This window comes from Modestobacter sp. VKM Ac-2978 (genome assembly GCF_026968025.1).
Lineage (GTDB): Bacteria > Actinomycetota > Actinomycetes > Mycobacteriales > Geodermatophilaceae > Modestobacter.
Genome location: NZ_JAPVBP010000002.1, coordinates 213,084 through 228,168, shown reverse-complemented (window position 1 = coordinate 228,168; position 15,085 = coordinate 213,084). Strand labels below are relative to the sequence as shown.

14 protein-coding genes are annotated in these 15,085 nt (G+C 74.2%); 5 read left to right on the top strand and 9 right to left on the bottom strand.

The window, feature by feature from the left end; translation table 11 throughout:
- Window positions 1–57: 57 nt before the first annotated feature.
- The 3 genes from O2W53_RS04935 to O2W53_RS04925 form a co-directional block, all read right to left on the bottom strand.
- Complete coding sequence (locus tag O2W53_RS04935; protein WP_269161915.1) at window positions 58–1,071, bottom strand: sigma-70 family RNA polymerase sigma factor; 1,014 nt, start codon at window positions 1,069–1,071, stop codon at window positions 58–60.
- Window positions 1,072–1,178: 107 nt separating this feature from the next.
- Window positions 1,179–2,966: a hypothetical protein gene (locus O2W53_RS04930; RefSeq protein ID WP_269161914.1), complete on the bottom strand. Its 1,788-nt coding sequence runs from the start codon at window positions 2,964–2,966 to the stop codon at window positions 1,179–1,181.
- A 151-nt stretch (window positions 2,967–3,117) separates the two neighbouring features.
- The gene (locus tag O2W53_RS04925) at window positions 3,118–3,465 is read right to left on the bottom strand and encodes an MmcQ/YjbR family DNA-binding protein (protein ID WP_269161913.1); all 348 of its coding nucleotides are present in this window, start codon (window positions 3,463–3,465) and stop codon (window positions 3,118–3,120) included.
- Between the two features lie 83 nt (window positions 3,466–3,548).
- Between O2W53_RS04925 and O2W53_RS04920 the strand changes: the two genes are divergently transcribed.
- Window positions 3,549–4,790 carry a GNAT family N-acetyltransferase gene (locus O2W53_RS04920; RefSeq protein WP_269161912.1) on the top strand — a complete coding sequence of 414 codons (1,242 nt, stop codon included), beginning with the start codon at window positions 3,549–3,551 and terminating at the stop codon, window positions 4,788–4,790.
- A gap of 48 nt (window positions 4,791–4,838) precedes the next feature.
- Here O2W53_RS04920 and O2W53_RS04915 read toward each other — a convergent pair whose 3' ends face one another.
- Together O2W53_RS04915 and O2W53_RS04910 are read right to left on the bottom strand one after the other, a co-directional pair.
- Window positions 4,839–5,429 carry a hypothetical protein gene (locus tag O2W53_RS04915; protein ID WP_269161911.1) on the bottom strand — a complete coding sequence of 197 codons (591 nt, stop codon included), beginning with the start codon at window positions 5,427–5,429 and terminating at the stop codon, window positions 4,839–4,841.
- A 10-nt stretch (window positions 5,430–5,439) separates the two neighbouring features.
- Window positions 5,440–5,925, bottom strand: coding sequence for a ribose-5-phosphate isomerase (locus tag O2W53_RS04910; RefSeq protein ID WP_269161910.1), 486 nt, complete (start codon window positions 5,923–5,925; stop codon window positions 5,440–5,442).
- Between the two features lie 38 nt (window positions 5,926–5,963).
- Between O2W53_RS04910 and O2W53_RS04905 the strand changes: the two genes are divergently transcribed.
- From O2W53_RS04905 to O2W53_RS04895, 3 genes are read left to right on the top strand one after another with little or no spacing between them, the layout of a single operon-like run.
- Window positions 5,964–6,641 carry a DUF429 domain-containing protein gene (locus tag O2W53_RS04905; RefSeq protein ID WP_269161909.1) on the top strand — a complete coding sequence of 226 codons (678 nt, stop codon included), beginning with the start codon at window positions 5,964–5,966 and terminating at the stop codon, window positions 6,639–6,641.
- Complete coding sequence (locus O2W53_RS04900) at window positions 6,638–7,393, top strand: MBL fold metallo-hydrolase (RefSeq protein ID WP_269161908.1); 756 nt, start codon at window positions 6,638–6,640, stop codon at window positions 7,391–7,393. The genes O2W53_RS04905 and O2W53_RS04900 overlap by 4 nt, the downstream gene beginning before the upstream one ends.
- A 54-nt stretch (window positions 7,394–7,447) precedes the next feature.
- On the top strand, window positions 7,448–9,289 hold the full coding sequence (locus O2W53_RS04895) for a SpoIIE family protein phosphatase (protein ID WP_442929269.1): 1,842 nt from the start codon (window positions 7,448–7,450) through the stop codon (window positions 9,287–9,289).
- Window positions 9,290–9,295: 6 nt separating this feature from the next.
- Here the strand turns inward: O2W53_RS04895 and O2W53_RS04890 are convergent, their stop codons facing one another.
- The 3 genes from O2W53_RS04890 to O2W53_RS04880 form a co-directional block, all read right to left on the bottom strand.
- Window positions 9,296–10,063 (bottom strand): SDR family oxidoreductase, encoded by a 768-nt coding sequence (locus O2W53_RS04890; RefSeq protein WP_269161907.1) that lies wholly within the window; start codon window positions 10,061–10,063, stop codon window positions 9,296–9,298.
- Window positions 10,064–10,295: 232 nt separating this feature from the next.
- The gene (locus O2W53_RS04885; RefSeq protein WP_269161906.1) at window positions 10,296–10,883 is read right to left on the bottom strand and encodes a hypothetical protein; all 588 of its coding nucleotides are present in this window, start codon (window positions 10,881–10,883) and stop codon (window positions 10,296–10,298) included.
- A 252-nt stretch (window positions 10,884–11,135) separates the two neighbouring features.
- Window positions 11,136–11,801 carry a mycothiol-dependent nitroreductase Rv2466c family protein gene (locus O2W53_RS04880; RefSeq protein WP_269161905.1) on the bottom strand — a complete coding sequence of 222 codons (666 nt, stop codon included), beginning with the start codon at window positions 11,799–11,801 and terminating at the stop codon, window positions 11,136–11,138.
- Window positions 11,802–11,957: 156 nt separating this feature from the next.
- Here O2W53_RS04880 and pepN point away from each other — a divergent pair, with 156 nt between their 5' ends.
- The gene (gene pepN / locus O2W53_RS04875) at window positions 11,958–14,513 is read left to right on the top strand and encodes an aminopeptidase N (RefSeq protein ID WP_269161904.1); all 2,556 of its coding nucleotides are present in this window, start codon (window positions 11,958–11,960) and stop codon (window positions 14,511–14,513) included.
- A gap of 80 nt (window positions 14,514–14,593) precedes the next feature.
- Here pepN and O2W53_RS04870 read toward each other — a convergent pair whose 3' ends face one another.
- Window positions 14,594–15,064 carry a DUF5130 family protein gene (locus O2W53_RS04870; protein WP_269161903.1) on the bottom strand — a complete coding sequence of 157 codons (471 nt, stop codon included), beginning with the start codon at window positions 15,062–15,064 and terminating at the stop codon, window positions 14,594–14,596.
- Window positions 15,065–15,085 lie beyond the last annotated feature (21 nt).

Sequence of the window (15,085 nt, the reverse complement as noted above, 5' to 3'; positions counted from 1 at the left end):
GAGCCGGCCCATCCGCTCAGTCCTCGTCGACCACGAGGACGACGTCGTCCGCCGGGTTCACCGGTCGGCGACGGCCGGGTCGTGCGGCAGGCCGAAGAGGTCGAACAACCGGGTGTCGAGGAACGCCGTCATCCGGGTGATCCGCCCGTCGGCCATGGTCAGCGCGTGCACGGCCCACGGCCGGTGCGCGCCGTCCGGCCCGTTGGGCCGCCACTGCGCGAAGGCCGGGTTCCCGTTGAGCTCCAGCGGCACCACGTGCGAGCCGCGGCACTCCGCGCCGGGGCCGGCGAACCAGGTGCCGATGTCCGCGGCGCTGCGCAGCCACATCGCGTAGGGCGGCATGTCCATCACGGCGTCCTCGTGCAGGAGGGCGACGAGGGCCTCGATGTCGTAGCACAGGAAGGCGTCCAGGTAGCGGGCCAGCAGCTCGGCGTCCGGGGCGGCGACGTCCCGGTCGGGTGCCTTCTCCTGGGCCTGGGCCGCGGCGAGCGTGGCGCGGGCACGCTGCAGCGCACTGTTGGCGGCCGCGACGGAGGTCTCGAGCAGCGCCGCCACCTCGTCGGCCTTCCAGCGCAGCACGTCCCGCAGGATCAGCACGGCCCGCTGCCGCGGCGGCAGCAGCTGCAGCGCGGCGACGAAGGCCAGCCGCACCGACTCCTTCTGCACGGCGATGTCGGCCGGGTCGCCCCCGACGGGGAGGACGTTGCGGTCCAGCGCCGGCTCGACCCACGCGCCGTCGGCCAGCACCCCGGCCAACGACGCCGGCACGGGGGCCGAGGACTCGTCGGACAGGTCGACCGGGAGCGCCCGGCGCTTGCGGCCGTCGAGGGCGTCGAGACAGACGTTGGTGGCGATCCGGTACAGCCAGGAGCGCAGTGCACCGCTGCCCTGCAGCCGGTCCAGCGACCGCCAGGCCCGGACCATCGTCTCCTGGACCGCGTCCTCCGCGTCGAAGGACGACCCGAGCATCCGGTAGCAGTACCCGGTGAGCTCGCGCCGGTGCTCGGCCAGCCGCGGCTCCAGCGCGGCGGCCGGGCTAGCGCCCGGCCGCTCGGTGACGACACCGGTCATCGCAAGCACTCCTGCTCTCCGTCGTCGCCTGGTGGGCCCCGGACGAGGCGCGCTGCGACGTCCCGGCCGATCCTGCCCGAGGGCTACGACAGAGTGAAGGAGTCGGGCTACTGGTAGGTGACCAGTTCCGGGGTCGGCTGCACCGTATCGATGGTCTCCTGGGGGGAGATCATCGGCTCGTCCTCGTCGATGAAGTTCTTCCAACCCCAGTACAGCGGCTCCGGGGCGCCGCGGTGCAGCACCTCCCAGGTGGTCTGCTTGGCCGGCTGCGAGCCCTGGCCGTCGACGTGCACCAGGATCGCCAGCTCGTCGCGGGAGGTGTCCAGCCGCTCGCGGTCGACGATCATCCGCACCTGGAACTGGTGCAGCACCAGCAGCTTCTGCGGCAGGGCGTTCTCCCGGACCAGGTCGGCCAGCCAGGTCACCACCTGGTTGACCTCGTCGATGTCCACCTGGCCGATCTGGCGCAGGTGCACCTCACCCGGCTTCAGCCGCCACTCCGGGTCCAGCGCCAGGCCGACGTAGGGCAGCTCGAGCAGCGACTGGTACTGCTTGGCCTGGGTGAGGAAGTCGGTGCGGCCCGGCTGCAGGTCCAGCACCACGTACAGGCCGGCCTCACCGGCGGCCTCGACCCAGGGGCGCAGCGTCTCGACGTCCTGCTCGGCGGAGTAGTTGCCGTCCGGGCCGGCCGAGGCCGAGGCCACCGTGGCGATGATCTCGAACGTCGGGACGACGGTGTTGTCCACCAGCGGCCGGTACTCGTCGGCGTACTGCTGTGCCCGCGCGATGGCACCGGGCAGGTCCTGCTCGCCCAGCAGGCCCAGGGCACCGCTGCCGGGGACGCCGTAGAGGGCGATCAGCGTGTGCTCGGGGAACAGCAGCTGACCACCGCCGGGCAGCTGCGTGCCGGTGGCCACGGTGTCCAGCTTCCACTCGATCCCCGGCGCCCCGGCCAGGTCAGCACCCAGCACGACGACCGTGGGCTCGGCGGCGAGACGCTCGACGACCTCCGCCGACACACGCGGATCGACCACCCCGCCGGTGAGCAGCACCTCGGCACCGGCGGCCCGGGCCGTCGCGATCCCCGCCAGCGACTGCGCGTCCCCGCTCGCGAGGACCACCACGTCCTCCAGCGGCTCGGGGCGCTGCACCTCGGGCAGCTCCCCCGTCGGCTCCGCCGGCTCGGACTCGGACGCCTCGGACTCGGTCTCCGACGCCTCGGACTCGGTCTCCGAGCCTTCCGCCGCCGTCTCGGTGGGGCTCGCCGGGGCCGGCGGAGCCTCCGCCGTCAGGACCGGCAGCGCGTCCGGCGCCAGCCCGGCCACCGCAGTCGCCCGCTCCGCGTCCGGCACGGTCGTGGGCTCGGCGAGGTCCAGGCCGGTCGCCTCCGCCAGCGCCTCGGCGTCGGCGGGGACGGCCACGACGTCCACGTCGTCCGAGCCACCCGGGACCAGGTCGGCGGCGTCGTCGCCGACGGCGAGCACGGTCTGCACGCCGAGGCGGTCCAGCTCGGCCCCGAGCACGTCGGCGGGGTCGTCGGAGCCCAGCAGCAGGGGCACACCGAGACCCACCGCCGCCACCGCGCCCAGGAGCTCTGCGTCTGCATCGCCGCCACCGGCGACGACGGCCACGTCCGAGCTCTCGTACAGCGCCCGGCTGGTCGAGACTGCGGCGGCCGCCGGGTCGGCGTCGGGCACGAGCGTGCGCGCCGCATCCGGAGCCGTGGTCACGGCCCCGGCGACGGCGGGGTCGTCCGAGCCACCCGAGTCGGCCGAGCCGCCGGAGTCCCCGTCGTCCGAGCCGGTGCACCCGGCGAGCACCAGCGCGGTGACCAGGGCGAGCGCCGGGACGGCGGGACCGCGAGCGGGACGAGGGAGGACTGCGGTGCGGCGCATCGGCTACTTCCTGTGCCCGCGGCCACCAGGGAGCCGGGGTCCCGGGGCGGGCGGGCACGAACACGGTCGGGGGCACCCCGACAGTAGATGCGTCCGCCGTCGGCGCGAAACCCGCTGCTCGGGTCGGCGTCCCGGACACGGCCGGGCCGGTTCAGCCGGCAGCGGCGTCGAAGGCCGCCCGCAGCCGGGCCGGTGCCCGCAGCCGCCACGCCTCGGTGAGCAGCTCGGCCAGCTCCGCCCGGTCCACCGCCGCGAGCTGGACGACCACCATGCTGCTGTTGCGGTAGTGGTGCGGCACCGAGAACACCCCCGGCCGCTCGGCGGCCAGCTCGGCGTTCTCCCCGGGCGCCAGCCGGATCGCCACCCACTCCTCCGCCGGCGGCATCGACGCGAAGACCTTGTCGCGTACCCGCAGGCAGGCCATGTCCCACGCCGGGCGCTCGGTGGCCTCCGGCAGGGCCAGAGCGATCGTCCGGACGTCGTCGGAAGTCGCTGCCATGGCGGCAGGGTGCCACCGGCCACCGACAGGCTGCCGGCGGAACTGGATGGCCGACCGTCGGTCCCGCCGGGTAGACACGCCTCGTGACCGACATCGCCGACCAGCTCCGCCCGATCACCGCCGAGGAGTGGCCGCGCTTCGTCCGCGGCATGCGCACGACCTTCGGCCACGACCACGCCGGCCCCTACATGGACTCCCCGGCCCCGACGGCCGAGCTGGACCGCTCGCTCGCCCTGTTCGACGGCGAGCGGGTGGCCGCCACCGCCGGCATCTACAGCCTGGAGATGACCGTGCCGGGGGCGGTGGTGCCGACCGCCGGCGTCACCTGGGTGACCGTCTCCCCCACCCACCGGCGACGCGGGGTGCTGACGGCGGTCATGCGACGCCAGCTGCGCGAGGTGCACGCGGCCGGCCGCGAGCCGGTGGCGGCGCTGTGGGCCGCCGAGTGGCCGATCTACGGTCGGTTCGGGTACGCCCCGGTCGCCTCGCGGGGCGGCTGGACCGGGTCGACCGAGCGGCTGCACCTGCGGCCGGACGTCGACTGCGGCACCGGCACCGTGCGGCTGGTCGAGGTCGAGGAGTTCCGCCCGGCGGCCACGGCGCTGCACGAGCGGGTGCGCCGGTTCGTGCCGGGGAACATGGCCCGCGACGACCGGTGGTGGGAGCGACGGCTGCACGACTCCGCCGAGCTCGCCGCCGGCGGTCCGCCCCGCCAGCTGGCGCTGCACACCGAGGCCGACGGGACGGTCACCGGGTTCGCCAGCTACCGGCTGCGGGCCACCTGGACCGACACCAGCGAACCCGACGGCACGTTGACCGTCGAGGAGGTCCGGGCCAGCAGCCCGACCGCGTACGCCGCGCTGTGGCGCTTCCTGCTCGCGCACGACCTGATGCGCACGATCGAGTACCCGCAGGGCCCCGCCGACGATGCGCTGCCGCACCTGCTGGTCGACGGCCGGGCCTGGCACGCCCGCCCGGTCGACACGCTCTGGGTGCGGCTGGTCGACGTGGGCGCTGCGCTGTCCGCCCGCCGGTACCCGGCCCCGCTGGACATGGTCTTCGAGGTGCGCGATCGGTCCTGTGACTGGAACGACGGGCGCTGGCACGTCTGGGGACACCCGGCCGGTGCTTACAGTGACCGCACCGACCGCGACCCGGACCTGGTCCTGGACGTCGAAGCGCTGGCTGCGGCCTACCTGGGCGGCGTCTCACTCGCCTCGCTGCAGGCCGCCGGCCGGGTGACCGAGATCAGCCCCGGTGCGGTGACCCAGGCGTCGACGGCGTTCGGCTGGCCGGTCGCCCCCTGGTGCCCCGACTCCTTCTGACGGACCCGCTGCAGGGTGTCGCCGCGAACTCGCCAGTGGGGGTCGTCCTCAGGCGGGCTGGGTGCCGTCCCACTCCGACAGTGGGGCGCAGTGCCAGCGCCAGGAGGTGACCGGCTCCCGGCCGGGCAGCTCGCCACGGCCGGTGGCCCACAGCAGCGCCGCCCACGGATCGGCGTCGGCCGGCGCCCACGGGAAGAGCCGTGCCCGGGTCGCCTCGGCCAGCCGGGACGGCGGGGTCCAGTCCAGCTCACGGTCCGCCGCGACGTCACCGGTGTGCAGCAGCAGCTCCGCGCAGCCCATCCCGGCGAAGCCCGAGGCGTCGGCCAGACCCCAGTCGTGCGCGCCCCGCTCGGCCGGGCCGGCCGCGTCGACCACCCGGGCCAGCACCTCGGTCGCCGCAGCCAGCTGCAGGCAGATCTCGGCGAGGTCGGCGTCGGGCCGGCGGACCACGTCGAAGGCGCTCACCTCCACCGGCCCGGCGACCAGGTCCTGGGCGTACCAGGTCAGGCAGGAGGTGATGTGCGCGGCGACGCCGACGACGTCGGTGCCCAGTGTCGGCACCGCCGCCGCACCGTCGGGCACCCGGGCGAACACCTGCTGGACCGCGGCGACCGCGGCACGCAGGTCGTCCCCGGTCACCGGGTCCGGCTCACGGGTTGCGGGTGGGCAGCCCGCCGGCCGGACGCTGCCGGTTCTGCTCGTACTCGGTGAGCAGACCGATCCGGCGGGAGTGCCGCTCCTCGCCGCTGAACGGCTCGCGGAGGTAGGTCAGCACCAGCGCGGTGGCCTCCTCCACGCTGTGCTGCCGGTTGCCCACGGCGGCGACGTTGGCGTCGTTGTGCTGGCGGGCCAGCTGGGCGGTGCTCTCGTTCCAGATCAGCGCCGCGCGCACCCCGGGCACCTTGTTCGCGGCGATCTGCTCGCCGTTGCCCGAGCCGCCGATGACGATGCCGAGACTGCCCGGCTCGGTGACGACCCGCTCCCCCACCTCGAAGCAGAACGGCGGGTAGTCGTCCTGCGGGTCGTAGTCGAAGGCCCCGCAGTCGACCGGCTCGAAGCCCTCGTCGGCGAGCACCTGCATCAGGTGGGACTTCAGTTCGAGGCCGGCGTGGTCCGTGCCGAGGAAGACGCGCATGTGCCGATCTTCTCACCGACTCCTGGCAGGCTGGCCCGGTGGCGGTGCTCGGAGTGGACGGCTGGCGCGGGAAGTGGGTCGGTGCGCTGCTCGACGGGCGCACGGTGGAGCTGCGGGCGCTGGACGACGCGGCGGCGGTGCTGGCGGTGCCGGACGTCGAGGTGGTCGCCATCGACATGCCGATCGGGCTGTCGGAGGACGGCGTCCGGGCCTGCGACGTCGCGGCCGCAGGGCTCCTGCGCCCCACCGGCGCGGCCAGCTCGGTCTTCCCCACCCCGGTGCGGGCGGTGCTGGCCACCGACGACTACGCCGAGGCCCGGGCCATCTCCCGCGCGGCCACCGATCCACCGCGTGCGCCGTCGGCCCAGGCGTTCATGCTCGTCCGCTCCATCCGCGCCCTGGACGACGTCCTCGGTCAGCCCCCGACCGACCGGGTGGTCGAGGTGCACCCCGAGCTGGCGTTCCGGCTCGGGCTCGGCGGGGTCACCGACCGCAAGGGCACCGCCCGCGGCACGGTGCAGCGACTGCAGGCCCTGCGCGCCGTCATGGACGTGGAGGAGGCACTGGCCGGGGCACCGGCCGGCGTCCCGCTCGTCGATGCGCTGGACGCCTGCGCCGCTGCCTGGTCGGCCCAGCGGCTGGCCGCCGGCACCGCCGAGCGGGTGGGCGACGGGACGACGGACTCCCGCGGCCGGCCGATGCGGATCTGCTGGTGACCGCCGGCTGGCGGGAGATCGGCGACCGGGTGTTCGTCCGCCGGCACCGCGAGCTCGACCTCAACTGCGGGCTGGTCGTCGGCGACGGCGGCTGCCTGGTCATCGACACCCGCTCCCACCTCGGTGAGGGCCGGGCCCTGGCCGAGGCGGTCCGGACCGTCACCCCGCACCCCTGGACCGTCGTCAACACCCATGCCCACTACGACCACTGCTTCGGCAACGCGGCGTTCCGGCCGGCCGCCGTCTGGGGGCACCGCCGCTGCGCCGAGGAGCTCGAGGCGACCGGTGAGCAGCAGCGCGCCTCGGTGGTCACCGGTCTCCGGGAGGACGGCGACCCCGCCGCCGAACTGGTCGCCACCGTACCGATCGACCCGCCCGACCGCCTGGTCGACGACCTCGCCCGGCTGGACGTGGGTGGCCGCACCGTGACGCTGCGCCACCTCGGGCGCGGGCACACCGGCGCGGACCTGGTGGTCACCGTGGACGACGTCCTCTTCGCCGGGGACCTGGTCGAGGACGGGTCGCCACCGGCGATGGAGGACGCCTACCCGCTGGAGTGGGCGCAGACGGTCACGGCGCTGCTCGAATTGGTGCGCGGGCCGGTCGTCCCCGGGCACGGCGGGGTGGTGGACGCGGCCTTCGTGGCCGCCCAGCGCGACGAACTGGCCCAGCTGGCGACCTGGCTGACCGACCCCGCTGCACACCCGCCCTTCGACGATGCCACCCGGGCGACCGCCCGTACCCGAGCCTGACGCACCCCACGAACGCGAGGGGCCGAGGTCCGTCGTCCCGGTCCGTGGTGTGTGATGGGATCTGTGGTGCCTGATCCGAGCAGCGGCGGGCTCTCCCCGCTGAGCCGGAGGAACCCCGTGCAGGACCGGCCCCGTGCCCACCCTCTCCCTGACGCGCGCCGCGCCGGCGCCTGGGCGGAGTCGGTCGCGATCCCGCTGGTCTGCATGGACCGCGACTTCCGCTGGGTGTACGTCAACCGAGCCGCCGAGACGCTGCTGCAGGAACGGCGGGAGGACCTCCTCGGCCGCACGCAGTGGGAGATCCACCCGCTGACCCTGGGCACCGACGTGGAGCGGGCCTACCGGCACACGATGGACACCCGGGAGCCGGTGGACTTCGAGCAGTACTACCCACCGCACGACCGCTGGTACCGGATGTCGGTGCGCCCGGCCGCCGACGGCATGGACGTCGAGTTCCACGACATCACCGCCGAGCGACGCCGCGCAGGGGCACCCACGCCTTCCCCGGCGACAGCCGACGACGCCCCGGCGGTGGAGCTGCTGGACCTGCTCACCGAGACGTCGGCCGCACTGAGCACCACCCTCGACGTCGGCGAGGGCGTCCGCCGGCTGGCCCGGCTGGTCGTCCCCCGGCTCGCCGACTGGGTCATCGTCAGCACGTACGACGCAGCCAGCGGCGCCCTGGACGACCTCGCCGTGGTGCACCGGCGCCCTGAGATGCAGCACGCCGCCGAGGTCTACGCCGAGTCCCGGACCGGCGCCCTGGCCGCGGACTCGCCGGCACGCCGGGCGATCCGCAGCGGGCGGCCGGTGCTCCTCGGCGGCGGCCGGGCCGACCAGGTCGACTCGTTCGCCGCGGCGCTGGTGGTCACCCCGCAGGCGCAGCAGCTGCTGGCCGCCCTGCGGCCCGGCGGCGTCGCCGCCGTCCCGCTGCTGGCCGGTGGCCGCACCGTGGGTCTGCTCAGCCTCTTCCGGGACGTCGGCTCCACCCCGTGGACCCCCCGGGAGCTGCGCACCGTCACCGATGTCGCGGCCCGGGCCGGCACGGCCCTGGACAACGCGCGCCTGTTCACCCAGCAGCGCCAGGTCGCCGAGCACCTGCAGCGCAGCCTGCTCACCGAACCACCGCAGCCCGACCACAGCGAGGTCGTGGTCCGGTACCTGCCCGCCGTGCAGGCCGCCCGGGTGGGTGGGGACTGGTACGACGCGTTCATCCAGCCCGGGGGCACCACGATGGTCGTGATCGGCGACGTGGCCGGGCACGACATCGAGGCAGCGGCGGCGATGGGCCAGTTGCGCAGCCTGCTGCGGGGCATCGCCGTCTACAGCGACGCGGGACCGGCCGAGGTGCTCTCCGGGCTGGACCGCGCGATGGACGTGCTGGCCGTCGGCACGATCGCCACCGCCGCCATCGCCCGCTTCGAGCAGACCGACGAGGAACGCGAGCGCGGCGTCACCCGGATGCGCTGGTCCAGCGCCGGGCACCCGCCGCCGCTGCTGCTGGACGTCGAGGGCCGGGTGACCACCCTGGACAGCCGGCGGGCCGACCTGCTGCTGGGCGTGGACTCGGCCACGAGGCGCGTCGAGCACGTGACGGAGCTCGACCGCGACACGACGGTGTTCCTCTACACCGATGGGCTGATCGAGCAGCGTGGGCCCGAGGGCCCCATCGGGCTGGACGTGGGCCTGGACCGGCTGCGGGAGGCGCTGGCCGACCTCGCCCACCTGCCGTTGGGGTCGCTGTGCGACGCCGCCCTCGAGCGACTGGTGCACGGCCGTCCTGAGGACGACGTCGCGCTGGTGGCGGTGCGCCTGCACCGGCAGGACCGGCCCCGCCCGGCGGTGGCCGGACCCGGCCACGTCCCGGACGTCGTCCCCGCAGCGCCGGGGGCCTGACGGCTCTCAGGCGAGCTTGCGGACGACCGGCAGCGGCAGCACGCGCAGCAGGCCGGCGATCGGGCGCCACGGCCACTCGGGGACGTAGGCGCGCACCGGCTCCCGCTCGATGGCCGCGGTCAGTGCGGTGACCCCGGTCTGCAGGTCGACGGTGAACGGACCGCGACGGCCGGTGTTGATGTCGGTCTCGATGAAGCCGGGGTGGATGGTGCTGACCCGGATCGCGCGGGTGCGCCGGCTCCCCAGCAGGTCGGCGCGGATGCCCTCGGCGAGCACGGCGTCCGCGGCCTTGGAGGTGGCGTACGCCGTCCGGGTGCCGCCCATGCCGCGCACCCCGGCGACCGAGGAGATGACCACCAGGTGCCCGCTCCCCTGGGCGCGGAACAGCTCGACGGCGGCCTCGCAGCAGGCGTGCGTGCCCAGCACGTTGGTGACCAGCACCTGCCGGTTCGGCCGCGCCTTGCCCGTGCCCACCGGGGCGCCCTTGCCGAGGCCCGCGTTGGCGATGAACCGGTCGATGCCGCCGAGCTCCCCGGCCAGCCGGGGCACGGTCGCCGCGACGGCCTCGGGGTCGTCGACGTCCAGCTCCCCGATCACGACCCGGATGCCGGGGTGCGAGGTCAGCAGCTCGTCGCGGAGCTCGGCCAGGCGGTCCAGCCGCCGGGCCACCAGCACCAGGTCACGGCCTCGGGCGGCGAACTCCCGGGCCATGCCCTGACCGAGGCCGGCGCTCGCGCCGGTGATGAAGATGCGCTGCCGGACAGGGGGTGCCATCGGGCCATCCTGCCGCAGCGCGCTGCCCAGGCGATGCCCCGGCCGGCTCGGTACGCGAACGGCGAAGGCCGCTCCCCGGAAGGGGGAGCGGCCTCCAGCCGAGGACCTCGGTCGTGGCGCGGTTCCGGTCGGCGCTCCGCCGCGACGGGCGTGCTCAGGAGCCGAGGGGACCGGCCGTCGACCGGCGACCGGATGGCCGCCGACCCGCACGTTGCCCTGCGGCTCCTCCCCCTCACTCCTCGCCCGTGGCCTCGCCCTTCTTCCCGCCCTTGACCTTCTTCTCGCCCTTGACCTTCTTCTCGCCCTTGACCTTCTTCTCGCCCTTGACCTTCTTCTCGCCCTTGTCCTTCTTCTCGCCCTTGTCCTCGTCCTCTCCCGGTTCCGGGGTGGTGGGCTCGGACGGCGGGGCCGGTGCGGTCGCGGCCAGCGTCACGGTGACCGGCGGGTAGGCCTGGCTGGAGGTGTACCGGTCGCAGACGCCCTGGATCGTGTACTCCCCCAACGGGGTCCCCGGCTGGAACCACTCGTCGAAGGTGACGCTGCCGTCAGGGAGCGCCTCGCCCCCGTTGCCGAAGTAGGCGTACTCGTCGGTGTTCGAGTAATAGACGCCGGTGGGCGACCCGTCCGCGCTGTCGGGGAGGCACCCGGTGAAGGTCAACGTGAACGGCTGTCCCGGGACGACGGTCGTCGCCGACAGCACGGGTGCCGGCAGCGGCACCGGCGCAGCCAGGGCCGCCGGCGCAACGACCAGGGTGGCTGCGCAGGTGGTCAGGCCGGCCATGGTGACGGCGGCGACGCGGCGCGTGGACAGGCGGGGCATGAGGGTCTCCGTCACTGTTCGGCGGACCGGTCGGCCCGGTCCGGCTGCGGCATGTCTAGAGGCGGGTCCACCCCTGGTCGGCAGCGCAGGCCCGGACACGCCGTCGAGGTGTCGCGGGTGGGACGGGACGGTCTGCATGGACGACGACGGCCGCCTCCCCGTCGGGGGAGGCGGCCGTCCAGGCGCGGGTGGGGCAGCTGCCACCCGCTGCGGTCCAGCTCACGGCACCTTCGCGCCGCGGGTGCCGGCCCGTCAGCGGGTGCCGGTCAGCTCCAGGGCGTCGGCGGGCACCGAGGACATGTCCGGCCCGGACAGGCGGGTGCGCTTGAGCTCCCAGAAGTCGGGCAGGTTGGCCAGCAGGACGGCGCCGTCGAAGGCCTTGCCGGCCTCCTCACCGGTCGGCACCTTGCTGATCACCGGACCGAAGAAGGCCACGCCGTCGATGTGCATGACGGGGGTGCCGACGTCGTCGCCGACCGGGTCCATCCCCTCGTGGTGGCTCTTCTCCAGCGCCTCGTCGTACTCGGTCGAGCCGGCGGCCTCGGCCAGCTCGGCGGGCAGGCCCACGCGCTCCAGCGCCGGGGCGATGATCTCCTCGATCTCGACCCCGTCGTGGTGCCGCAGCGTGCCCATCGCGGTGTACAGGTCGCCCAGCACGGCGTCGCCGTGCTGCTGGGCGGCGGCGACCGCGACCCGCACCGGGCCGATCGCCTTGGCCATCATCTCCTGGTAGTCCGGCGGCAGGTCGCGGCCGCGGTTGAGCACCGACAGCGACATCACGTGCCAGTGCAGGTCGATGTCACGGACCTTCGCCGCCTCCAGCACCCACCGGCTGGTGAGCCACGCCCACGGGCACAGCGGGTCGAACCAGAAGTCGACGCGGGCCTTCACGGGAGAGCTCTGCACTGCCTCGGTCATGGTGCTCCTCAGTCTGTCGTCGGTGCTCCGGGCGGTCGGTCGAACGACACCCGGTCGTCTGGGCCGACCAAGTCGGGCCGTCCCCGGCTTGTTCCCCGCTCTCCTCGGGACCACACGGAGAGGAGACCGTCGGCCCCGCATGGGAGGCTCCGGGGCGTGGCAGTTCCCAACCTGACTCGTGACGACGCCGCGGCCCGCGCCGCGCTGCTGGCCGTCTCCAGCTACGACCTCTTCCTGGACGTGACCGACGGCCAGGGCCATCCCGGCGAGGAGACGTTCCGCTCGGTCACCACCATCCACTTCGAGGCCCGCTCCCCCGGCGCCGACACCTTCGTCGACCTGGTGGCCGACCGGGTGCGCTCGGCGACGCTCAACGGCGTAGAGCTCGACGTCAGCGGCTACACCGAGGAGGGCGGTCTGGCCCTGCCCGGGCTGGCTGCCACCAACGAGCTGGTCGTCGACGCCGACTGCCGGTACTCCCGCACCGGCGAGGGCCTGCACCGGTTCGTCGACCCGGAGGACGAGCAGGTCTACCTCTACACGCACTTCGAGCCGGCCGAGGCCAAGCGGATGTTCGCCTGCTTCGACCAGCCCGACCTCAAGGCGACGTTCACCGTGCACGTCACGGCGCCGTTCGACTGGCAGGTCGTCAGCAACACCGGTGACCGCACGATCGAGGCCGGCGAGGCCGGTTCGCAGCTGGTGCACTTCACCCCGACCAAGCGCATCTCCACCTACCTGGTGGCCCTGGTCGCCGGCCCGTACGCCCGGGTCACCGATCTGCACGACGGCATCCCGCTGGGCATCTACTGCCGGGCGTCGCTGGCCCAGCACCTCGACCCCGAGGAGATCTTCGCGGTCACCAAGGCCGGGTTCGACTTCTACCACCGGGTCTTCGACTACCCGTACCCGTTCGACAAGTACGACCAGCTCTTCGTCCCCGAGTTCAACGCCGGGGCGATGGAGAACGCCGGCTGCGTGACGTTCCTGGAGGACTACGTCTTCCGGTCCAAGACCAGCCGGGCGCGCTACGAGCGACGCGCCGAGACGATCCTGCACGAGCTGGCGCACATGTGGTTCGGCGACCTGGTGACCATGCGCTGGTGGGACGACCTGTGGCTCAACGAGTCCTTCGCGACCTACATCTCCACGCTGTGCCAGGCCGAGGCCACCGAGTACACGACCGCGTGGACGACGTTCGCCAACACCGAGAAGTCCTGGGCCTACGCGCAGGACCAGCTGCCCTCCACCCACCCGATCGCGGCCGACATGGTCGACGTCGCCGCGGTGGAGGTGAACTTCGACGGGATCACCTACGCCAAGGGCGCCTCGGTGCTCAAGCAGCTGGTGGCCTACGTCGGTCAAGACGACTTCCTCGCCGGGGTGCGCCGGTACTTCCGCAAGCACGAGTACGGCAACACCACCCTCGACGACCTGCTCAGCGAGCTCTCCGAGGCGTCGGGTCGCGACCTGTCGGACTGGTCGGCGCAGTGGCTGCAGACCAGCCAGGTCAACACCCTGCGCCCGGTGTACGAGCTCGACGCCGACGGCCGGTACGCCTCGTTCGCGATCGAGCAGACCGCCGTCCCCGAGCACCCCGTGCTGCGTCGGCACCGGCTGGCGGTCGGCCTCTACAGCTCCGGCCCCGACGGGCTGGCCCGGTCGCACCGCGTGGAGCTGGACGTCGACGGGGCGCGTACCGAGGTGGCCGAGCTGGTCGGCCACCCCGCCGCGGACCTGGTGCTGGTCAACGACGACGACCTCACCTACGCCAAGCTGCGCCTCGACGAGCGGTCGCTGGCCACGCTGCGCAGCCAGATCGGCACGATCCCCGACTCGCTGCCCCGGGCGCTGTGCTGGTCGGCGGCCTGGGACATGACCCGCGACGGTGAGCTGGCGGCCCGTGACTGGGTCCAGCTCGTGCTCGCCGGCGTCGACGCGGAGACCGAGATCAGCGTCGTCCAGTCGCTGCTCGCCCGGGTGCAGTCGGCACTGGCCTCCTACGCCGACCCGGCCTGGGCACCGACCGGCTGGACGATGCTGGCCGACAAGGCACTGGCCGCCCTGCACAGCGCGGCGCCCGGCAGCGACGCCCAGCTGCAGTGGTCGCGCACCCTGGCGGCCGCGGCCCGCGGGGACGAGCACGTGGCGGCGCTGCGGGGGCTGCTCGACGGCTCCCTGGCCGTCGAGGGCCTCACCGTCGACACCGACGCCCGCTGGGCGTTCCTGCACGGCCTGGTCGCCGTGGGGGCCGCCGGTGACGCGGAGATCGACGCGGAGGCCGAGCGGGACGCCACCGCCACCGGTGCCCGGCGGGCTGCGACCGCCCGGGCGCTGCGGCCGACGCCGGAGTCGAAGGCGGAGACCTGGGAGCGGGCGTTCACCGACGAGTCGATCGCCAACGCCGTGCACGAGGCGATGGTGGCCGGCTTCTGGCACCCGGCCCAGCAGGAGCTCACCGCCTCCTACGTGGACCGGTACTTCGCCGACATCCGCGGGCTGTGGGAGCGGCGTCCGGGCGAGATCGCCAAGAACGCCGTGGAGTACCTGTTCCCGAAGGTCGTCGAGGAGCGGACGCTCGCCGCGGCCGACGCCTGGCTGACCGATCAGGACGCCCCCGCGCCGCTGCGCCGGCTGGTGAGCGAGGGCCGGGACGGCATCGCCCGGGCCCTGTGGGCCCGCAAGCGGGACGCCGCAGCCGGCCAGGGATGACCCGCTGAACGCCAGCGGCCCAGGACTCGACGAGTCCTGGGCCGCTGGCGTTCAGCCCGCTGCGGGGCCGTGGTCCTTCTTCAGTCGGCCTTGCGGCGCGCGGGGTGACCGGCGGCGTCGGACAGCTGCCGGAGGCCGTTGATGATCGCCCCGACCAGGTCGCCGGCGCCCAGCCGGCTGGTCATCGACAGCACGGCGAGGGCACACGCCCGGTCGGGCAGCCGGCGGGCGGCCGCGGTGCCCGTGACGATCTCCAGCACCCGCTGCCCCGGCGAGAGGGCGACCAGGACGCTGTTGGCGGTGTCCCCGCCGGAGCGGGAGTGCAGGTCCTCCGCCGTGGCCCGGGTGTCGGAGCCCAGCTCGCCCACGTAGAGGGTGAACCGCAGCCCGGTCTCCCGGGAGGACATGGTCAGCGCCTCGTCGAGCCGGGCGAGGTCGCGGTAGCTGAACGGCCCCGAGCCCGGCTCCATCACGGAGCTGTTCCCGGTCTCCCGCGTCGCGCTGGGACCGTACTGGTCGGCGGCGGGCTGCCGGCTGAGCTGCTGGGTCATCTGGGGAGTGCCTCCGGACTG